The organism is Rhizobium sp. GR12 (genome assembly GCF_036596185.1).
Taxonomy (GTDB): domain Bacteria; phylum Pseudomonadota; class Alphaproteobacteria; order Rhizobiales; family Rhizobiaceae; genus Agrobacterium; species Agrobacterium nepotum.
This window is the reverse complement of record NZ_JASXTH010000008.1, coordinates 258,788-277,802: the sequence shown is the minus strand read 5'-3', so window position 1 is coordinate 277,802 and position 19,015 is coordinate 258,788. Positions and strand designations below refer to the sequence as shown.

The 19,015-nt window shown below is 60.5% G+C and carries 19 protein-coding genes; 9 read left to right on the top strand and 10 right to left on the bottom strand.

The window, feature by feature from the left end:
- Nucleotides 1-11: 11 nt before the first annotated feature.
- The 7 genes from QSK43_RS16175 to QSK43_RS16145 all read right to left on the bottom strand — a co-directional run bounded on the left by QSK43_RS16175 (nucleotide 12) and on the right by QSK43_RS16145 (nucleotide 7,400).
- Nucleotides 12-983: a LysR substrate-binding domain-containing protein gene (locus QSK43_RS16175; protein ID WP_332304321.1), complete on the bottom strand. Its 972-nt coding sequence runs from the start codon at nucleotides 981-983 to the stop codon at nucleotides 12-14.
- Between the two features lie 123 nt (nucleotides 984-1,106).
- Nucleotides 1,107-2,345: an acyl-CoA dehydrogenase family protein gene (locus QSK43_RS16170; RefSeq protein WP_332304284.1), complete on the bottom strand. Its 1,239-nt coding sequence runs from the start codon at nucleotides 2,343-2,345 to the stop codon at nucleotides 1,107-1,109.
- A gap of 70 nt (nucleotides 2,346-2,415) precedes the next feature.
- On the bottom strand, nucleotides 2,416-3,471 hold the full coding sequence (locus QSK43_RS16165; RefSeq protein ID WP_332304283.1) for an aldo/keto reductase: 1,056 nt from the start codon (nucleotides 3,469-3,471) through the stop codon (nucleotides 2,416-2,418).
- A gap of 39 nt (nucleotides 3,472-3,510) precedes the next feature.
- Complete coding sequence (locus QSK43_RS16160; protein ID WP_332304282.1) at nucleotides 3,511-4,446, bottom strand: ABC transporter ATP-binding protein; 936 nt, start codon at nucleotides 4,444-4,446, stop codon at nucleotides 3,511-3,513.
- Complete coding sequence (locus QSK43_RS16155) at nucleotides 4,424-5,422, bottom strand: ABC transporter ATP-binding protein (protein ID WP_332304281.1); 999 nt, start codon at nucleotides 5,420-5,422, stop codon at nucleotides 4,424-4,426. Before QSK43_RS16155 ends, QSK43_RS16160 begins: the two co-directional genes overlap by 23 nt.
- Nucleotides 5,419-6,414 (bottom strand): ABC transporter permease, encoded by a 996-nt coding sequence (locus QSK43_RS16150; protein ID WP_332304280.1) that lies wholly within the window; start codon nucleotides 6,412-6,414, stop codon nucleotides 5,419-5,421. The genes QSK43_RS16155 and QSK43_RS16150 overlap by 4 nt, the downstream gene beginning before the upstream one ends.
- On the bottom strand, nucleotides 6,411-7,400 hold the full coding sequence (locus QSK43_RS16145) for an ABC transporter permease (RefSeq protein WP_045017562.1): 990 nt from the start codon (nucleotides 7,398-7,400) through the stop codon (nucleotides 6,411-6,413). The genes QSK43_RS16150 and QSK43_RS16145 overlap by 4 nt, the downstream gene beginning before the upstream one ends.
- Before the next feature lie 270 nt (nucleotides 7,401-7,670).
- Here QSK43_RS16145 and QSK43_RS16140 point away from each other — a divergent pair, with 270 nt between their 5' ends.
- The 3 genes from QSK43_RS16140 to QSK43_RS16130 all read left to right on the top strand — a co-directional run bounded on the left by QSK43_RS16140 (nucleotide 7,671) and on the right by QSK43_RS16130 (nucleotide 11,597).
- On the top strand, nucleotides 7,671-9,278 hold the full coding sequence (locus QSK43_RS16140; RefSeq protein ID WP_332304279.1) for an ABC transporter substrate-binding protein: 1,608 nt from the start codon (nucleotides 7,671-7,673) through the stop codon (nucleotides 9,276-9,278).
- Between the two features lie 112 nt (nucleotides 9,279-9,390).
- Nucleotides 9,391-10,422, top strand: a complete 1,032-nt coding sequence (locus QSK43_RS16135) for an ABC transporter substrate-binding protein (RefSeq protein ID WP_332304278.1) — start codon at nucleotides 9,391-9,393, stop codon at nucleotides 10,420-10,422.
- Entirely contained in the window at nucleotides 10,419-11,597 is a 1,179-nt protein-coding gene (locus QSK43_RS16130; RefSeq protein ID WP_332304277.1) for an acyl-CoA dehydrogenase family protein, read from the top strand. The genes QSK43_RS16135 and QSK43_RS16130 overlap by 4 nt, the downstream gene beginning before the upstream one ends.
- Before the next feature lie 59 nt (nucleotides 11,598-11,656).
- Here QSK43_RS16130 and QSK43_RS16125 read toward each other — a convergent pair whose 3' ends face one another.
- Together QSK43_RS16125 and QSK43_RS16120 are read right to left on the bottom strand one after the other, a co-directional pair.
- Nucleotides 11,657-12,727 (bottom strand): LLM class flavin-dependent oxidoreductase, encoded by a 1,071-nt coding sequence (locus tag QSK43_RS16125; RefSeq protein ID WP_332304276.1) that lies wholly within the window; start codon nucleotides 12,725-12,727, stop codon nucleotides 11,657-11,659.
- Between the two features lie 62 nt (nucleotides 12,728-12,789).
- Nucleotides 12,790-12,996, bottom strand: a complete 207-nt coding sequence (locus QSK43_RS16120) for a hypothetical protein (RefSeq protein ID WP_332304275.1) — start codon at nucleotides 12,994-12,996, stop codon at nucleotides 12,790-12,792.
- 129 nt (nucleotides 12,997-13,125) lie between these two features.
- Here QSK43_RS16120 and QSK43_RS16115 point away from each other — a divergent pair, with 129 nt between their 5' ends.
- The 5 genes from QSK43_RS16115 (at nucleotide 13,126) to QSK43_RS16095 (ending at nucleotide 17,234) form a co-directional block, all read left to right on the top strand.
- Nucleotides 13,126-13,746, top strand: a complete 621-nt coding sequence (locus QSK43_RS16115; protein WP_332304274.1) for an alpha/beta hydrolase — start codon at nucleotides 13,126-13,128, stop codon at nucleotides 13,744-13,746.
- A gap of 217 nt (nucleotides 13,747-13,963) precedes the next feature.
- Complete coding sequence (locus QSK43_RS16110; protein WP_332304273.1) at nucleotides 13,964-14,161, top strand: hypothetical protein; 198 nt, start codon at nucleotides 13,964-13,966, stop codon at nucleotides 14,159-14,161.
- Nucleotides 14,162-14,320: 159 nt separating this feature from the next.
- Nucleotides 14,321-15,490: an FMNH2-dependent alkanesulfonate monooxygenase gene (gene ssuD / locus QSK43_RS16105; protein WP_332304272.1), complete on the top strand. Its 1,170-nt coding sequence runs from the start codon at nucleotides 14,321-14,323 to the stop codon at nucleotides 15,488-15,490.
- Nucleotides 15,491-15,692: 202 nt separating this feature from the next.
- Nucleotides 15,693-16,238, top strand: coding sequence for a flavin reductase family protein (locus tag QSK43_RS16100; protein WP_332304271.1), 546 nt, complete (start codon nucleotides 15,693-15,695; stop codon nucleotides 16,236-16,238).
- A 51-nt stretch (nucleotides 16,239-16,289) separates the two neighbouring features.
- On the top strand, nucleotides 16,290-17,234 hold the full coding sequence (locus QSK43_RS16095) for an acyl-CoA dehydrogenase family protein (RefSeq protein ID WP_332304270.1): 945 nt from the start codon (nucleotides 16,290-16,292) through the stop codon (nucleotides 17,232-17,234).
- Between the two features lie 7 nt (nucleotides 17,235-17,241).
- On the opposite strand, the gene QSK43_RS16090 is transcribed toward QSK43_RS16095, so the two are convergent.
- Complete coding sequence (locus tag QSK43_RS16090; RefSeq protein WP_045017867.1) at nucleotides 17,242-17,691, bottom strand: RrF2 family transcriptional regulator; 450 nt, start codon at nucleotides 17,689-17,691, stop codon at nucleotides 17,242-17,244.
- Nucleotides 17,692-17,995: 304 nt separating this feature from the next.
- On the opposite strand from QSK43_RS16090, the gene QSK43_RS16085 reads away from it, so the two are divergent.
- Nucleotides 17,996-19,000, top strand: coding sequence for an LLM class flavin-dependent oxidoreductase (locus QSK43_RS16085; protein WP_332304269.1), 1,005 nt, complete (start codon nucleotides 17,996-17,998; stop codon nucleotides 18,998-19,000).
- Nucleotides 19,001-19,015 lie beyond the last annotated feature (15 nt).

The window sequence follows — 19,015 nt, the reverse complement described above, 5'->3', positions numbered from 1 at the left end:
GACGGGCGTGTTCAGGCGGCGGCCTCCAGGGAGCGTATATCCTCGCGCAACAAAGCGAGTAGAGATGCGATTTCCGGCAGCCGCCGCCTGTCAGGACTTGTCAGCAGGTGATAACGGCTGGCCGTCGGCTGCGGTGCGCCAAAGGGCGCGATCAGGCGGCCGCTTCGAAGCTCTTCGGAAATCAGCGAATGGCGCGCAAGGCCGATGCCGTGGCCGGCTAAAATTGCCTCTATCAACGCGGTCTGACGCGAAAAGCGCGGGCCGGTTGCCGAGAGCCTTAAGGGAATACGGCAGGCGCGAAGCCAGGTTGCCCATTCAAAAGCAGCATCCGCACCATTGCCGCGCAACATCGCAAAAGAGAGATCCCGCAGCCGCTCGACTTCGCCACAAAGCCGGTGACGGGCTGCGAAATCTGGGGTGCAGATGGCACTGACGGTATCGGTAAAAAGCGGCTCGTGAATGAAACCGGGGATTTGCGCATGGGTCGCGACGATCGCGCAATCGGCATCGAAATGCGCGAGATCGATGGTGTCGCCATCAAGGGATTCGATCGAGATATCGATGTCTCCGAGGGCTGGAATGATGCTTCCTAGCCGTGGTGCCAGCCAGCGGGCCGCAAAACAGCCTTCCGCGAGAACCTTCAGCTGTCGCCGGCCGCCGGAGGCCATGAGATCGGAAAGGCTGCCGATCATGGTTTCGAAAGCGTCCGCGAGGCCGGGGTAAAGCGTACTGCCGGCGTCGGTCAGCACCAGTTCACCGCGCTGGCGGCTGAAGAGCGGCTGACCGAGATGGGTTTCGAGAATGCGGACCTGCTGGCCGATCGCTGCCGTCGAGACATGCAGTTCCTCCGCCGCCCGCGAGAAGCTGGCGTGACGGGCGGCAACGACAAAGGCGCGCAACGCCGTCAGCGGTGGCAGCCGGGAAAGTGTCGGCAAGCGAAAAGCCGCCCGCGCGACCGAAGGAGGGATGAATTCCGTTCTAATGGCCGTCTCCTCTTCATGGCTGGAGCATTTCCAGTAAAAGTGCGTAGCGGTTTTACGTCCGGAAAATGCGAAAAAACAAAGTGATAGAGCACGTCCGACGGATCCGTTTTGACCGGACGTGCTCTAGAATACCCGGCCTTCCTTGAGATGCGTCGTGGTGCCGTTGAGATAGTAGTCGCCGATGACCCGCGCTTTGTGGGCAAGCGGATTGTGGTTGTAGACCGTGCGGATGTTGCGCCAGTGGCGGTCGAAATTCCGCTCGCTCGATGTCGCCGAGCCGCCGCCGAGTTCGTAAAGATTGGTGGCGACCGTCAGCGAAAGCTGCGAGGCGATGATCTGGGTGCGGGCGGTGGCGAGCGAGCCTTCCAGCAGGGCGGCCTCTATCGCCTCTTCATCGCCGCCGGCAAACGCGGTGGCGGTCCGGTCGAGCGTTCTTGCGGCCTCGCGGATGAGCGTCTTGACGGCGAAGGCGCCAGCGCTGATTTCGCCGAGCATCTTCTGCACAAATGGATCCTGATTGGCGGTTTCCGCGCTGCTGTGGAGCGTGGTGCGTGCCTGGCGCTGCACATAATCGATACCGTCATTGAGTGCGCCCTGAACGGCGCCGGCAGCCGAGGCGGCAAGGTGCAACTGCCGCATGGCCGAGCTGTGGCGGCCGACCTGGCTGCCGAGCTTGCGGGTCGTCAGTTCATGCGGGAGCACCTCGACATTTTCAAGCAAAACGCCGCCGCTTGCCGTCATGCGCTGGCCCATGCTGTCCCAGTCGTCGAGAATGGTGATCCCGGGCCGATCAAGCGGAATGAGGACGCCGATCGGTTGTTCGTCGTCGCCGACAGCGCTGAAGGTGCCGAAATCCGCAAAGGTGGTGCCGGTCGCATACCATTTGCGGCCGTTCAGGCGGTAACGGTCGCCATCGGCGCTGAGGCGCGTGGTGATTTCGCCGGGGCGCTTGGTGCCCTGTTCGGTGCTGGCGCCCGCAAAGAGCTTGCCGGCGAGGACATTTTCGAGGTGCCGCCGATCCTCAAGCTCTATCGGTGTGAGAGCGAGGTTTTCGGTGAAATTGAAATGGCTGCGGAGTGCATGCGGAATATTGCTGTCGGCTTCGCCGAGGATCATCAGCACTTCGATATAGTCCGCAATCGAGCCGCCCGGTCCGCCCTTTGCCTCTGGGATGCGCAGCGTGCCGATCTTCGCCTGCTTGATCAGACCGAAGATTTCAAAGGGCAGTTCCCGCTGGCGTTCACGGCGAGCGGCATCCTTGGCCGCGACAGCCGCAATGTCCCGCGCGCGCGCCAGAATGTCGTCACGGCTCGGTACGCCGGAATTGTCAGTGGTTGCGGTCTGTATTTTCGGATTGGACATTGCGGGTTTTCCCTGAGCGGATGTGAGGGCCTGCGGCACGGTCGCGCCGCAGGCATTTTCTTCTGGACGATCAGGCGACCGCGCGCGGCTTGACGGCCAGACGCGGAGCGGGTTCGACATTGCGCGGCACGCGTCCTTCGACGGGATGGCTCGGATCGTTGAAACCGGGTGTGGAGGGATGGCCTGTTGTCACAAGGCTGTTGACGAGTGCCTCGTCTTCCGCATCGATCTTCACATCCAGCGCGCGGACATACCCGTCCCAATGCTCTTCGGTGCGCGGGCCGGTGATCGCTGCGGTGACGAACTTGTTGTTCAGCACCCAGGCGAGCGCGAAATCCGCTGCCGAAACGCCCTTCGATGCGGCATGCGCCGCAACCTTCTGGGCGATTTCGACCGATTCCGGACGCCATTCCGTTTCCAGAACCCGCTTGTCACCACGGCCGACGCGGGTATCCGCACCCGGCTGCTCGCCCGGCTGATATTTGCCGGTCAGGACACCACGCGCCAGCGGCGAATAGGAAACGACGCCCAGCCCGTAATTGTGTGCCGCAGGCAGTTGCTCGGCTTCCGCCGTGCGGTTGACGATGTTGTAGAGCGGCTGGCTGGCGATGGGCCGGTCGATGCCGAGCTGGTCGGCCAGATGCGAAATTTCGGCGATACGCCAGCCACGGAAGTTCGACACGCCGAAATAGCGCAGCTTGCCCGCACGAATGAGATCGGCGATGGCGCGCACCGGCTCTTCCAGCGGCGCGTCGAAGACGGCGCGGTGGAAATAGAGAATATCGATATAGTCGGTGTTGAGACGGCGAAGCGAATTCTCGACGGTCTCGATCACCCACTTGCGCGAATGTCCACCGAGATTAGGCCCCTTTGTATGGGAATTGACGAATTTCGTCGCAAGAACCCAGTGATCGCGGCTGGCCTTGATGCCGCGACCGACGACTTCTTCCGACTTGCCGTCGTGATAGACATCGGCGGTATCGATGAAGTTGATGCCCTGCTCGCGCGCTTTGTCGATGATGCGGAAGGCCACGTCATCCGGCGTCGGACCTCCGAACATCATCGTGCCGAGGCTCAGCGGCGAAACCTTCAGCGCGCTGCGTCCGAGATAGCGATAGTCGACCATTATGGTTGCTCCTTCAAGTTATTGGGTATGGTTGGCAAGTTATTGGGCATGGTGACAAGCGACGGCGTGGTTCTTGCCGAAAAGGGTGTAATCCGGCGCTTTTTCGCGACAGAGATCGGTGGCGAGCGGGCAGCGGGTGTGAAACCGGCAGCCGGATGGCGGGTTGTGCGGGCTGGGCAGATCGCCGGAAATGGGAGCCGCTTGCTTGCGGCGCGCGGGATCGGGAACGGCTGCGAGAAGCGCACGGGTATAGGGGTGTTTCGGCGACGCCCAGAGTTCGGCGGTCGGTGCGCTTTCCACGATCTTGCCGAGATACATGACAAGCACCCGGTCGGAAAAATAGCGCACGACCGAAAGGTCGTGGGACACGAAGAGATAGGACAGCGAAAGCCGCTTCTTCATCTCCACCAGAAGGTTGAGGATTTGCGCCTGAATGGAAAGATCGAGCGCTGAGACAGGCTCGTCGCAGACCACCAGTTCCGGCTCCAGAATGAGCGCACGGGCAATGCCGATGCGCTGGCGCTGGCCGCCGGAAAACTCATGGGGATAACGGTCGAGTGCGTCAGGCGGCAGGCCCACCTGCGCGACGATGGCCTCGACGATTTGCCCCTGTTGCGCCCTGTCGCCAATGCCGTGCACCTTCAGCGGCCCGGTAAGGATGGTTCGCACCGTCTGGCGCGGATTGAGCGAGGCGAATGGGTCCTGAAAGATCATCTGGATGCGGCGGCGGATGCCGCGCAGTTCGGATGACGTCATTGCCGTGACATCGGCGCCCTTGAAGGTGATCTTGCCGGAAGTGGGCTCCACCAGCCGCATCAGCGACTTGCCGAGCGAGGATTTGCCGCAGCCTGATTCACCCACCAGCGCCACGGTCTCGCCCGCCTCGATGTCGAGCGACACGTCATCGACGGCACGGACGGTTCCGCGTCCTCCTGAATAATGGGTGGACAGACTATGCACTGACAAGAGCGTCATCGAATACCTCCTGGGATGTGGGGGACACGAAGGGGCAGGCGGCGTAGCGGCCTTCCGAGATGAGCCTCAGCGGCGGTACGAACTGCCCGCAGAAACCGCGGGCGCTCGGACAGCGTGGCCGGAAGGCGCAGCCGCGCTCGCCCGTGGCGGAAACGATGGAGCCCGGAATTTCGATGAGTGGCCCGTCGCGATAATGCTGGCCGTCTTCCGCGCGCGGAGAGGCGGCGAGCAGGCCTCGCGTATAGGGATGATAGGGGTTGGAGAAAACCGGTTCCGGCAGTCCCTCTTCCACCTTGCGTCCGGCATACATGACCATCACCCGGTCGGCCCATTGCGCGACGATGCCGAGATCGTGGGTGATGAGGATGACGGCCATGTTGAGATCGCGGCGCAGATTGTCGAGCAGCTGGAGGATTTGTGCCTGTATCGTCACGTCCAGTGCGGTCGTCGCCTCGTCGGCGATCAACAGTTTCGGATTGCAGGCAACACCGATGGCGATCATCACGCGCTGGCGCATGCCGCCGGAAAGCTGGTGCGGATAATCGTCCACACGACGGCGGGCGTCGGGAATATTGACGAGGTCAAGAAGCTCGATTGCGCGTTTGCGCGCCTGATACCTGTCGATCCTTTCATGGATGCGCAGCACCTCAACGATCTGTTCGCCGACCGTCAGGACCGGGTTCAGCGACGTCATAGGCTCCTGAAAGATCATGCCGATATCCCGGCCGCGAATGCCGCGCCATTGCCGCTCGGAAAGCGGCAGGAGATCGCGACCCTCGAGCAGAACACGCCCGCCGGTCTTTGCATGCGACGGCAACAGGCCGATCAGGCCAAGCGCAGTCAGCGATTTGCCCGAGCCGCTTTCGCCGACGATCGCCAGCATTTCGCCGGACTGCACATCGAAGCTGACGCCCTTGACCGGCTGGGCGGAGCCGAAGCTGACGGAGAGATCGTGGACTTCGATCAGTTTGCTCATCGGCGTTCCTCCGAGAAACGGGGGTTGAGCGCATCGTTGAGGCCATCGCTGATGAGGTTCAGCGAAATGACGGTGAAGACGATGGCGAGGCCGGGAAGGGCGGTCAGATACCAGGCGGTGCGGATAACGTCGCGTCCCGAACCGATCATCGACCCCCAGGAAACACGGTTGGGATCGCCAAGCCCCATGAAGGAAAGCGCTGCTTCCATGAGGATCGCGCCCGCCACCATAACGGAGGAGGTGACGATGATCGGCGGCAGGGCGTTGGGCAGGATTTCCTGGAACACGATGCGCGCGTGGCCATAACCCAGGCTGCGGGCGGCAAGCACATAGTCCTTCTCGCGGATGGCGCGGAATTCGGCGCGGGTCAGGCGCGCAACGAGCGGCCAGGTGATGATGCCGATTGCCGAGGTGACCGTGGTGATTGAAGGCTGGGCGATGGCGACCAGCACCACCAAAAGCACGAAATTCGGTAACGTCTGGAAGATTTCAATGATCTTGACGAGAATATCGTCGATGACGCCGCCGAAATAACCGGCGAAAGCACCGATGGTGATGCCGATCGTAAGCCCGATCAGGGTGGCGACGACGCCGACGGTGAGCGAGATGCGTGCGCCGTGCACGATGCCGGCCAGAACATCCCGGCCCATGGAATCGGTGCCGAGCGGATAGGCCGGATTCTGGCCGGGCCAGAGGAAGGGGCGGGCCACCATTTCCAGCGGATCACCGGGATAGATCAGCGAGGCCGTGAGAGCGGCGATGAGGACGGTGGCGAGAAACAGCAGCCCGACGATGGCGTTGGGGTTGGTCAGAAAGATTTTCAGTTCGCGGCGCAATCCGCGCCGTGGCACGGAGACGGAGCGGGCCGAAAGCGCGTCCGGCGCGTGGATATAGGGCCAGACCTTTTCTTCGGGTTTTTTCGGTTTCGGATTGGTCTCATCAGTGCTGAGTTCGGCCGGGTTGAGAACTGCTGACGTATGTGGGGAATTCATCGGCTTTCTCCGATGCGGGGGTCGAGCCATGCCTGCAACAGGTCCACAGCTGCATTGACGACAATGACAAGAAGGGAAGAGAGAAGCAGGATGCCGAGCAGCACGCTGAAATCTCGCGCCATGACGGCTTCGAAAGCAAGACGGCCAAGCCCCGGCCAGCTGAAGACGGTTTCAACCACGACCGCGCCACCCAGCAGGCCGCCAATATGCATGCCGGCCATGGTGGTGATGGGAATCAAAGCGTTGCGCAGAATATGGCGGGTGGTGAGCCTGAACGGAGAAACGCCCTTGGCCCGCGCCGTGCGCACATAGTCCTGGGATTTGACTTCCAGCATCGCCGCACGGGTGAGGCGGGCATAGATCGCCAGAAAATAAAGCGCCAGCGAAAGGGCGGGGAGAACGATATAGCGCAGCCTGTCCAGAAGGGCGTCGAGCCCGGTGAGGCTGCTGCCGATGGTGCTGTCGCCGCCAGACGGAAGCCAGCCGAGCTTGACCGAGAAGGTCAGGATGAGCATCAGGCCGATCCAGAAACCCGGCACGGAATAAAAGATCAGCGAGCCTATCGAAATGATCCGGTCCGGCAGCTTGCCGGAAAAGAGCGCCATGATGGAGCCGAGGAACACGCCGACGAAAATCGCGATAGCGAGGGCCGCTCCCATCAGCGCGAGCGTACCGGGCAGGCGCTGGCCGATGAGGTCCGCCACCGGCATGCCGTAACGCGGTGAAAAACCGAGGCTGAACTGGGCCAGATTGCCGAGATAGTTCATGAGCTGATGCATGACCGGCAGGTCCAGTCCGAAGCGGGAACGGAGTTCGGCCATGGTCTCGACCGTCGCCGAACCCGCTTCCGCAGCCAGTACATCGGCCGCGTCGCCGGGCGCCAGCTGCAGCAGGAAGAAGTTCAGAATGACGATACCGAGAACCGTCGGAATGGCCTGAATGGCGACCCGTTTTGCCTGCGATAAAATCCGTTTCGAATTCGACATCGGCTCCAGTCCGTAAGCTTGGAAAACATGAAATCAGCCTTTGAAGGCATGGGTATTAGTTGACTAATTTTATGGAATTTGTCAAAGAGTAATAGAATTATTTTCTGAAGTTTACGATAAATCGCGCGATAAAGAAAAGATAATTCCTATTAATGAGGGTGGTTGGTGCTTCATACCAATCTCACTCTCGTCTGCGGAACAAACTTCTTCCTAAGCGCAACTGTTCAGTTTTGCCGATTTTTCGTCGGTTCAATTAAGGAGAGGTATCGCATGACTGTTTTCAACCAGACGACGCGGCGTGGATTTCTGTTGGCGTCCGTAGCGCTCGGCGTGGTGTCGCTGCCGGGGCTGAAGCTCCGTGCTGCGGAGCCGGCAAGCGGCGGCACTGCCACCCTGCTCATCTCATCGGAGCCGCCGGTACTGACGACGATCGCGCACACGGCCTATAATTCCGTCTATATATCGCCCAAGGTCACGGAAGGGCTGCTGACCTATGATTTCGACCTCAATCCCAAGCCGCTCCTGGCAAAATCCTGGGACGTGAGCGCGGATGGCCTGCGTTACACCTTTAACCTCAGACCCGGCGTGAAATGGCATGACGGCAAGCCTTTCACCGCTGCCGACGTGGCGTTTTCCATCAATACCATCAAGGAAGTGCATCCGCGCGGGCGCAATACCTTCCTGAACCTCACCAGCGTCGAGACCCCGGATGATCTGACGGCGGTACTGGTTCTTTCCAAGCCCGCGCCGTATCTGATATCGGCGCTCGCCGCCGCCGAAACCCCTGTTGTGCCCAAACATCTCTATGAAGGCACGAAAGTCACCGAAAATCCGATCAATCTCGCGCCTATCGGCACCGGTCCGTTCAAGTTCAAGGAGTGGGTGCGCGGCAGCCATATCGTTTTTGAGCGTAACGCCGATTACTGGGATGCGCCGCGTCCCTATCTCGACAAGCTTATCGTCCGCTTCATTCCGGATGCCTCGGCCCGCGCCATCGCAATCGAAACCGGCGAGATCGATCTCGCGCCCAGCACGCCGGTCGCCTATAGCGATCTCGACCGCCTGAAGGAGCTGCCAAGCCTCGGCTTCGAGACGAACGGCTATCAATATTCGAATTCCGTCAGCCGGGTGGAATTCAATCTCGAAAAGGACGTGTTCAAGGACGTGCGCGTTCGCCGCGCCTTCGCGCATGTGATCGACCGCAACGTCATCTTCAACACGGTCAACTATGGCTATGGCGCGACAATCACCGGGCCGATCAATCCGAAACTCTCGAAATGGTTCGTCGAGGATTTGAAGACCTATCCGATCGATCTGAAGGCGGCGGAAGCCCTGCTGGACGAGGCGGGATACAAGCGCGGTGCGGATGGCATCCGTTTCAGGCTCAATCTGGACTATGTGCCGAGCACCGAGGCCTATCCGCGCGGCGCGGATTACATTCGCCAGGCGCTGGCAAAGGTCGGCGTGGATGTGACGGTGCGGACGCAGGATTTCGCCACCTATACCAAGCGCATCTACACGGATCGCGATTTCGATTTTGCCTATGAGGGCATGAGCAATCTCTTCGATCCGACCGTCGGCGTGCAGCGGCTCTATTGGTCCAAGAACTTCAAGAAGGGCGTGCCCTTCTCCAATGGCGCCGCCTACAGCAATCCCAAGGTGGATGCGCTTCTGGAAGCTGCCGCAATCGAGATCGATCCGGACAAGCGCGTCGCGCAATGGAAGGAAATCCAGCAAATCCTCGTCGAGGACGTGCCTGCCATTGATATCGTCGCAGCTCCGGAAATCACCATCTTCAACAAGCGCATAGCCGATCACACCATCGGTGCGGAAGGTGTCGCGGGAAGCCTCGCCTTCGCGCATATCGCCGCATCCTGATCGTCTTGCCAAACCCGGCCCGCCTTTTGCAGCGGGCCGGAGCATCTCCCCTCCATCGACAGGCACCTCAGCATCGCTTTTGGGTGCCACCGTTTTCATCGAGGCCAAAGCCATGAGCACGACACTTTCTGAAATCTGGTACACACGTTGCCCGGTGCCCACGCCCGTGGGGCTGGCGGCGCAGCTCGGTTATCTCGGAGAGACCTTCGAGGAGGTCGGCATATCGCTGAAATCCATCATCGATTCGCCGGATCGCTCCGTCCGGCAGAGCCATTTCAACCACACGCTGGAATGGTCCTTCCGTCATGGCGGCAATGTGCCGCCCATTCGCGCGCGCTCGGAAGGGCGTAATACGCGGCTCATTGGCATTACCTGGACGGACGAGTTCCAGGCAATCATCACCCTGCCGGAGACCGGCATCCGCTCGCTTGCCGATCTTGCCGGCCACCGTTTCGGTGTGCCGCGCAGACCTGATGGTATCGTCGACTTCATGCGGGCGACGGCGCTGAAGGGCATTGTCTCGGCGCTTTCGCTGGAAGGGCTGACTGTCGCGGATATCGAACTGAAGGACATCGTCATCAAGGATTCCGTGCTGGCGACACAGGAGGGACCATCCCTTTTCGGCCTGAAGCGCCGACAATCCTTCGGTGAGGAGATCATCGCGCTGTTGCGTGGCGAGGTCGACGCGATTTTCGTCAAGGGAACCGCCGGCATCGCCGCCGCGAACCTGATCGGCGCCGTTCAGGTGGCGGAGTTCGGTTTTCACCCCGACCCTAAGATACGCATCAACTCCGGCTCTCCCCGCGTGCTGACGGTTGACGGACGGCTTGCCGATGAGCGCCCCGATCTGGTGGAGCGGCTGGTCGCCGCCATTGCCAAAGCCTCGCTGTGGGCGGAGCAGCATCCGGAAGAAACGCGCCGTTTTATCGCGCGCGAGGCGGGAGCCACCGAAGAACAGGTTCTGGCCGCCAACGGCCCGGATGTTCACCGCCATCTTGGCCTCGGCCTCGATGCGGACCTCGTTGCCGCTGTCGGCCATTACAAGGATTTCCTGCATCAATGGGGCTTCCTTGAAAACGACTTCGATCTCGGTGCGTGGATCGATGACCGGTTCGCTACGGCACGTGAAAGGGCGGTGGCATGAGCGCTGCAATATCCGCCGTTCCTCGATCGCTGGAACAGTTATCCAGCCCCGTTGCCATTGCAACAGCGCTCGCCGAAGGTTTCAGCCTGACCGCTGCGGACTACGACAAAAGCGGTGATTTCGCCGCCGGCAATTTCGAGGCGCTGTTCAAGTCTGGCCTGCTCGGGCTCGTCACGGCTGAAAAGGACGGCGGTTGGGGAGAGGGCATGGAAACGGCGCATGCCGTCATCGCGGCCATCGCCAAGGGTGATCCGTCCACCGCTCTCATCCTCGCCATGCATTACAGCGTTCACGCGGCCATCCGGCGCGGCAAATGGCCGGCTGCTTTGGCGGCAAAGGTGCTGGCCGCCAACAGCAGGGAGCCGGCGCTATTGAACAATGCGCAGGCGGAACCGGGCATCGGTTCACCCGCCCATGGCGGCCTGCCGGAAACGACGGCGCGGATCGAGGGCGATGTCTGGGTGGTCAACGGCCGCAAGAGCTTCGTGACCGGCCTGCCGGGCCTGAAATGGGCGATCGTGCTTGCCGTGACGACCGAAGAGACGCCGCGCCTGATCCAGCTTCTGGTGCCGCTCGACGTACCGGGCATCGGCCGGGAAAAAGCGTGGGAAGCGACCGGCATGTATGCGACCGCAAGTGACGATCTGGTGCTTGAGGAGGTAAAGGTGCCGATTGCCGATATCGTCGCCGAGCAACCGGCGGACGAGCCGCTGCGGCGGGATGAGGCGGACGGTTACAATTTCTTCGTCCTGCTGGCTTCCGTTTACCACGGCGTCGCGCTTTCCGCGCGTGACGCGCTGCTGCGCCATCTGACGGGCCATGTTCCGGCAAGCCTCGGTGCGCCGCTGTCCTCCATTCCACGCATTCAGGAGGGTCTCGGCCAGATCGAAGTGCTTCTCGCGGCGAACAGGCGCTTACTCCTATCCGTCGCCCGCGATATCGATGCGGGAGAGAAGGTGGGGACGGACGCGCTCGCCGTCCGTCATGTGGTGATCGACAATGCGGTGGCGGTGACGGATCTGGCGCTGGAGCTTGGCGGCAATCGTGGCCTTCGCCGGGACTATAATCTCGAGCGGCATCACCGCGACGCCATCACGGCGAGGGCGCATGCGCCGCAAAGCCACATGATCCGAACTATCCTCGGCCGGCAGATCATCAAGTCCGCCGGCGGCTGATTACATGGAGACAGGGGCGGCCTTGCCCGGCAGGGCCGCCCTAGTTCAAGCAGTCGGCATCAGTCCCGCAGCAGGGGCAGCAAGCTATTGCCCTGCCGTTCGATCTCCTGAAGGTAGGGCGTGTCGGACAGCACGAAATGGGTGATGCCGAGCGCGCGGTATTTGCGCAGTGAAGCGGCCACGTCTTCCGCTGAACCGACGAGCCATGTCGTTCCGGCGCCGCCGCCGCCATACTTGCCGGGCGCGGTGTAAAGATTGTCGTCCAGCACATCGTTCTGCCGGTGCAGGTCCAGCAGGCGGCGCTGGCCGACTGCAACCCCCTGAAGATGATCGTTCCAGCGCACGCCGTTGTTTGCGGCCATCTCGGCAACCTTCGCTTCCGCATCGCGCCACGCCTCGGCCGTGGTTTCGCGCACCAGCGTGGTGATCCGCAGGCCGAATTGCAGCGGTGGCAGGTCGCGACCGAGCGTCTCGCTGAAGTGCCGGAGCCGTTCTATCCGTTCGCGCACGCCGGCAAGCGGTTCGCCCCAGAACAGCTGCACATCGGCTTCAGTTGCGGCAACCTGTTCGGCGGCCTCGGAAGCGCCACCGAAATAGAGCTTGGGATGCGGCCGACCGACGCGTTCAACGATGCGCGGCGAGACGGTGGAATTCTTGACCCGGAAATGTTCGCCGTCGAAAGTGACGTTTTCCTCAGTCCAGAGCCGCCGCACCAGCCGCATGAACTCTTTCGTGCGCGCATAACGCTGCGCCTGATCGCCTTCTTCATCGCCATAGGCTGAAAGCTCGTCACGGCCTGAGACGACATTGATCCGCACCCGGCCGCCGGAAAGCTGGTCGAGCGTGGCGGCGGCCGATGCAAGATTGGCCGGCTTCCAGTAACCGGGGCGGATGGCGATCAGCGGCTCGAATGTGGTGGTACGTGCGGTAAGCGACGCCGCCACCGTAAAGGTATCCGGACGCCCCCAGCCGGTGCCGATCAGCGCGCCTTTCCAGCCATGGTTTTCCAACGCTCTGGCATGGCTGGTCAATGTATCGAGGCTGTTATGGTCTTCACTGACGGCATCGCCCCTATGGCCGGGTTTGACGTCATTGGGGATGTACCAGAGAAATTCGCTCTTGCTGCTCACATTATCCGCCTGAATTTTGGTTTTATGCCGCGGTGGAATGGTCCGCCGATGTTCGGCCCTGGTCATTTTTTAGGTTCGGGAGGCACAGCCTCCGATGGTGCGAGAATGGCAAACCGGCGGCGGCCCGGCCAAGCAGCGGTGTTTCTTTTGGGGTGCGGCAGAGGAAAAGCTTTCCGCGCCTGCGCTTTATTATGCACATATTTTCCATAGAAAATATTTAAGGAAATGATTCCGTTTGAACAGCGTTGGAGCCACTGTAGAGAAAACATTTTCTGATCTTCTGAAATTGTCTGGATCTATTTTTCCCGAGTTCGGGAAAGTTGAGCAAGGCAATAGTCGATTAAAATCGTGAAATTCACCATTCTTGATACACACCGCCCGCAAACCACGGAGTAGGCATGTGTACGACCTTGATTGTTCCCGGCCTTAACGGTTCGGACGAGGGACATTGGCAGAGGCATTGGCTGCTGGACGATCCGCAGGCGCAACTGGTCGATCAGGAGGACTGGGACTGCCCGGTTCTTGACGATTGGCTTGCTCGTCTGGAGGTGGCGCTCGCCGCAACCGAAAGCGCCTATATCGTCGCCCACAGCCTCGGTTGCCTGCTTGTCGCGAATATGGCGTCGCGAGCCGTCGCCAGCAAAATCAAGGGCGCGCTTCTGGTGGCGCCCGCCCATCTGGACCGGGTAGAGGCGATGCACCCCTGCATCGTCCGCTTCGGCGCATTTCCTCAAGCGCCGCTCGCTTTCCCCAGTCTCGTCGTTGGCAGCATGAACGACCCCTATATGAACCCGGAAGAGCTGACGCGTACTGCCGCCGGCTGGGGAAGCGATCTCGTCAATCTCGGTTCGGTCGGGCATATCAATATCGCCGCCGGTTTCGGCCGGTGGCCAGAGGGCTATGCTCTCTTCGAACGCCTGAAAACGGCGGGCGCATCTGAAAAGGCGGCGACCAGATCGAGAATACGCGGACTGCCCGCGATACACGGCGCGCATCTGGGTGATGCTGGCGCTCTGTAGTCTTTTTGTCCCAAGTCGGCGCGCTTTGAGTGGTCACCTCTGAGTGCTATCGCGATGATCCCATTATGGACGTTCGAAACGGATTTTTTCCCGTTGCCGCAACCTTAGTCCACATTTGCCGGCTATCCGCCAATTATAGAATAGTAATTTTATGGAAAATATTGACCATTTTGAGCAGCCGCCGGAGGATAGGGGACGTTGACCAAAGGAGGCGCACATGCCGCAGGGACTTCATGCGTTTACTTTCGATTTGTTCGGTCTGGCCGGGCGTCGCCCGCGCAAGGATGAGCAGGGCAATCTTCATCCGCTGGATCATTCCGGGCGCGTCCGGCAGGAGAAAAGCGATCTCGAACTCGAACGGGAAGAGATCTGCGAAATGAATTTCGCGATGTTCGGCCTTTATCCGGTCTTCTAGCATTCCGGCGACGAGCTTCGAAGCGCGGTTTTCCCGTGGAGATAAACTCTCTTTGTAGCGGGGAAATTGGAACAAAATTTCTTAAACGCGCCGGGGAATTGGTTACCCTTTTATCATCAAGCCGAATTGCCCGATGGGCGGATTGCAAAGGACCTGTCGATGAGCAGCGCTGACAAACCACTCGATTTTCTGTGGTTCATACCCACCTCAGGCGATGGCAGCTATCTTGGCTCCGACGATCTGTCGCGTCCAGCCGATCCCGGATATTTCCGGGAAATAGCGCAGGCTGCGGATCGGCTCGGTTATTCCGGCGTGCTCATTCCCACCGGTGTCGCCTGCGAGGAATCCTTCATTCTGGCGGCCAATCTCGCCGCCTATACCGAAAAGCTGAAATTCCTCGTCGCCATCCGTCCGGGCGTCGCCTCACCGGCCTATTACGCACGGCTGGCCTCCACGCTCGATCGTGTTTCCCATGGCCGGCTGCTTCTCAACATCGTCGTTGGCGGCAGCGCGCAGGAACTGGCCGGTGACGGCATTTTCCTGCCGCATGACGAGCGTTACGATCACGCCGACGAGTTTTTCCAGGTGTTCAATTCGCTGATCGAAACCGGCAAGGGAGATTTCGACGGTAAATATATCAAGGCGCAGGGTGCCCGGCTCGGCCTGCCGCCGGTGCACGAACCGCGCCCGCCGCTTTACTTCGGCGGTTCTTCCGATGCCGGCATCGAGTTTTCGGCCGGTATTACCGACAAATATCTGACCTGGGGCGAGCCGCCGGCACAGGTGGCGGAAAAAATCGCCAAGGTTCGCGTCGCCACTGCAAAAAAGGGACGGGAGGCCACTTTCGGCATCCGCCTGCATTTCATCGTGCGTGAAACCGACGAGGAAGCCTGGGCCGATGCCGACCGGCTGATTTCAAAGCTCTCCGACGAAACCATCGCTTCGGCTCAAGAGGTCTTTTCCAAGGCGTCGGACTCCGTCGGGCAAGCGAGGATGCAGGCGCTGCACAATGGCCGGCGCGACAGGCTGGAAGTCTCCCCGAATTTGTGGGCGGGCATCGGTCTTGTCCGTTCGGGCGCTGGCACTGCGCTGGTCGGCTCGCCGAAAACGGTTGCGGCGCGCTTGAGGGAGTATCAAGCGCTGGGCATCGATACCGTCATCGCGTCGGGATATCCGCATCTGGAGGAAGCCTATCGGCTATCCGAACTGCTGTTCCCGGAAATTGGGCTTGGCGGGCCGCGCAATCAGATCCGCTCGTCTTTCGGTGCGAAACAGGTTTTTGGCGGCGGTGGGCATGGCGGCAACGTCAAGCTGGTGTCCGGCTCGTGATCAACCGCCGGAAGGCAGGTGGCGCTGCCTTCCGGTTTGCAGTTCCGGTGGGCGCCTATCCGGCGGAGCGTCGGTGGCAGAAGATGAACTGCATATAAAACATTATTTCCATAGAATATAAATATTATGGAAAACGATGTCTATTTCAGGCCCCGCCGCCGCTGCTAACTATTGATCAATCAGCTGTTTTCAGGAGCGTCCGATGACATTGCAATATGCAGCCAAGGATCAACAATTCATCAATCTTCGCGATCCCGTCTCCGGCAAGGCGGCGGATGCCGACAGCCTGAAGGCGGCGCTCAGAACGCTGGGTGGCGGCGTCAGCGTGATCACTGCGGGCGAGGGTGACGCGCGCACGGGCGCTACGGTGACATCCGCCACCGCCCTGTCTGTCGATCCGCCAAGAATGCTGGTTGCGCTCAACCGCTCCTCATCCACATGGCCTGTGGTGCAGCGTTTCGGTCATCTCGCGGTGAATATTATCGGCCCGAACCATCAGTTCATCGCCAACCAGTTTGCCGGTATCGGTGGACTGAAAGGCGCGGATCGTTATCGCGGCGCGGAATGGACCCGGTTGGCGAGCGGCGCGCCCATTCTCGAGGATGCCGTTGCCGCAATCGATTGCACCATCGAAGAGGCGATCGAACGACACAGCCACGTCATCATCATCGGCAAGGTGGAGGCAATCCGCCTCGGCTCGGGCCATTCGCTGGTCTATCAAAACGGACGTTATCATTCGCTGGACTGAGCGCCGGCCGCTCCGGCGCTTTCACTCGGTCATTCTTTGAGGGAGTTGAGCATGGGATCCGTCACGCCACTTGGCGAAAGAATTCGTTTCGTGTCCCCGCGTCTCGGCGCGGACGGCGATGTGCTGACCGTCGCCCGAACGATCGCCGAAAAATGCGCCGTGGAAAGTCCGGGACAAATTCATGCCCGGATCGCCCGTTCCGGCCTTCTCGCCCTCTCCGTTCCAAACGAACTGGGCGGGGCGGATATAACCAACGACGTTCTCTCGCAGGCCCTCTCGATTATTTCCGCAGCCGATGCGGGGGCGGCGCACGCTCTTGCCGAACACTTCACGGCGCTGGAATTCATCAGGAATGCGGGAAGCGACGAGCAACGCAAGGCCCTTTTCACCCGCCTCGATCTTGGTGAGACCTTTGCGCTCGCCTCATCTGATACCGGCGTGGATCAGGCGGTTCTGGTGACTGACGATGACTACGGCTTACGGCTTCCTGACGACGTTGCCCGATCGGTTACCTCAGATGCGGACTGGATCGTCGTTCCGGCCGTCAACGCGGCGGGGCAGGCTTTGCTCGTCGTTCTGCGCAATCGCCCCAATACATCGTGGGACGGCCTGCTGCGCGCCGATCAGGTTGCGTTCCTTGCTCAGGGTGCCGGAAATCTGGCCGCTTCCGTTTTCACCCTGCTGAAGGCCGCCGTGGCTCTGGGTGAAAAACAGCGTGAGCTTTCAGCGCTCCTGATTGACAGACTGGCCGATGAAGGCGACACGCGGCCCCTCATCGGCGAAATATTTCTCGCCATTGAACTGCTGAAGGCGCAAATTTCCCGCCTCGCGACCAATATCGATGCGGCGCAGGTGGGTGCGGAAAACGTTACCTATCGCTCGGTCAGGAACAATGCCATCACGCTGGAAATCCTGATGGCACGCCTGGGCCTTATCGACGGCGTAAGCGAATCCGGGCTGATCGCATCTCTGGACGAGGATCTGCGCCGGCAATAAGCGAGGCTTATTTACCTGCGGGAATGGAACGCGCGTCCTGCCCATCCTTGGCGACGAATTGTGCGAGCGTCATATTGTCCAGGATGGTTGCGATGGCGTCACGAACGTCCGTCATCGAAACCCTGACCTGACAGGTCTCGGGATCGTCACAGTCGTCGCAGGCTTCAAAGGCAGTGCGGCTGGCACAGCGGATGGGGGCCAAAGGCCCGTCCAGCGTGCGAATGACCTGACCGATCATGATTTCCGAGGGCATTTTCGACAGCGAATAACCGCCATTCGGTCCCTTCTTGGAACGCAGAATGCCGCTGTTGCGCAGCTCCAGAAGAATAGTATCCAGAAATTTTTTCGGAATGTTGTTGCGGGTTGCAATCTCGGTCACGAAGGCGGTCTCGCCCTGGGGCAACCGCGCCAGATCGACAAGAGCCTTTAGTCCGTATTTGCCTTTTTTGGTCAGCATCGCATGATCCGAAAAGAGAGCCGGCACATTCTGGAGTGCCGGATCATGTTGTTCTCAACTTACTAAGTAGTTTTTACCGAATTCCCGCGCAAGCCCGTTTCGTCCGGGTTGAGCACCGAAAACAGCTTCGCATCGGCTTATTTGACCTGCTTCTTGATGATTTCGGATTGCTTTGCCAAAGACGCCTGCCGGAACCATCGGGGAAAACAATATTTTCTCTGATCTCATTGGAACGTGGAACGAACATCCTTTATTACCATATAAAATCAGTAGACAAAGTATACATCAAAAGACGTGCGAGGTGATGATGTATTCTCTCAGTTTGCTGGATAAGAGCCCGCTTCCGACGGGCGAAGACGCGGCGAGTGCGTTCCGCGACACGATCAATCTCGCCAGACGCGCCGAAGAACTGGGTTACCGCCGATTCTGGGTGGCCGAACATCACAATTCGCCGGAGCTTGCCGGCTCCGCGCCCGAGGCGCTTGTTGCGTGGATTCTGGCGAAGACATCGCGCATCCGTGTCGGCTCCGGCGGCGTCATGCTGCAGCATTACAGCCCCTACAAGGTTGCCGAGGTGTTCAACGTCCTGTCGTCACTTGCACCCGGCCGGGTCGATCTCGGTGTCGGCAAGACGCCGGGCGGGTTGCCGCTTGCGACATCCGCCTTGCAGCAGGCCTATGATCCCGCCCGCAAGCCGGATTTCGAAACGGCTTTTGGTGAACTCACCACGTTTCTCTCCGGTGCCGCACCGCAGGAGCATGCGAAGGCCGGGTTGCAGGCAACGCCCATGCCGCCGGTTGCGGTGGAAAAATTTCTGCTCGGCGCCAGCCCGGAAAGCGCAAGGCTTGCAGCTTTGAGAGGCTGGAATTTCGTCTTTGCCGGCCACCTCAATGGTGATTCGGAGGTTCTTCGCAGCAGCCTGTCGGCTTTCCGCGAGGAAAGCGGCGGCAGGGCGCCGATCCTTGCCCTCTCCGTCTTTGCCGCCAGCGATCCCGACCATGCGGCAAGGCAGGTCGAGGGCCAGCGCATTTACCGGGTGTTCCTGAGTGACGGCAAGGCGTTCAACCTTGGCCGCCGTGAACAGGCGGAAGAATTCGCCCGCCAGTCCGGCGATAGCGATTATCGTATCGAGGAGCGCAAGCCCAACGTCCTGCATGGCGGGCCGGAGGATATTCACAGGGCGCTGCGGGCGCTTTCCGATGAGCACGGCATCGAGGAATTCATCATCGAGCCGCCGCATGTCGGGGCCGATCAGCGGCTTGCTTCTATTGAACTGCTGGCCACACACCGCCTTTCCAAGGCTGCGTGAACTTGTCCTCAGGAG

Excerpts from the sequence above, each read along its gene's own strand:
- QSK43_RS16165 (WP_332304283.1), bottom strand. The coding sequence starts at position 3,471 with ATGGTCGACTATCGCTATCTCGGACGCAGCGCGCTGAAGGTTTCGCCG.
- QSK43_RS16120 (WP_332304275.1), bottom strand. The coding sequence starts at position 12,996 with ATGTTTTCTCTACAGTGGCTCCAACGCTGTTCAAACGGAATCATTTCC.
- QSK43_RS16085 (WP_332304269.1), top strand. The coding sequence starts at position 17,996 with ATGATGTATTCTCTCAGTTTGCTGGATAAGAGCCCGCTTCCGACGGGC.
- QSK43_RS16145 (WP_045017562.1), bottom strand. The coding sequence starts at position 7,400 with ATGTCGAATTCGAAACGGATTTTATCGCAGGCAAAACGGGTCGCCATT.
- QSK43_RS16095 (WP_332304270.1), top strand. The coding sequence starts at position 16,290 with ATGGGATCCGTCACGCCACTTGGCGAAAGAATTCGTTTCGTGTCCCCG.
- QSK43_RS16135 (WP_332304278.1), top strand. The coding sequence starts at position 9,391 with ATGAGCACGACACTTTCTGAAATCTGGTACACACGTTGCCCGGTGCCC.
- QSK43_RS16100 (WP_332304271.1), top strand. The coding sequence starts at position 15,693 with ATGACATTGCAATATGCAGCCAAGGATCAACAATTCATCAATCTTCGC.
- ssuD (WP_332304272.1), top strand. The coding sequence starts at position 14,321 with ATGAGCAGCGCTGACAAACCACTCGATTTTCTGTGGTTCATACCCACC.
- QSK43_RS16170 (WP_332304284.1), bottom strand. The coding sequence starts at position 2,345 with ATGTCCAATCCGAAAATACAGACCGCAACCACTGACAATTCCGGCGTA.
- QSK43_RS16140 (WP_332304279.1), top strand. The coding sequence starts at position 7,671 with ATGACTGTTTTCAACCAGACGACGCGGCGTGGATTTCTGTTGGCGTCC.
- QSK43_RS16130 (WP_332304277.1), top strand. The coding sequence starts at position 10,419 with ATGAGCGCTGCAATATCCGCCGTTCCTCGATCGCTGGAACAGTTATCC.
- QSK43_RS16150 (WP_332304280.1), bottom strand. The coding sequence starts at position 6,414 with ATGAATTCCCCACATACGTCAGCAGTTCTCAACCCGGCCGAACTCAGC.
- QSK43_RS16155 (WP_332304281.1), bottom strand. The coding sequence starts at position 5,422 with ATGAGCAAACTGATCGAAGTCCACGATCTCTCCGTCAGCTTCGGCTCC.
- QSK43_RS16115 (WP_332304274.1), top strand. The coding sequence starts at position 13,126 with ATGTGTACGACCTTGATTGTTCCCGGCCTTAACGGTTCGGACGAGGGA.
- QSK43_RS16110 (WP_332304273.1), top strand. The coding sequence starts at position 13,964 with ATGCCGCAGGGACTTCATGCGTTTACTTTCGATTTGTTCGGTCTGGCC.
- QSK43_RS16160 (WP_332304282.1), bottom strand. The coding sequence starts at position 4,446 with ATGACGCTCTTGTCAGTGCATAGTCTGTCCACCCATTATTCAGGAGGA.
- QSK43_RS16090 (WP_045017867.1), bottom strand. The coding sequence starts at position 17,691 with ATGCTGACCAAAAAAGGCAAATACGGACTAAAGGCTCTTGTCGATCTG.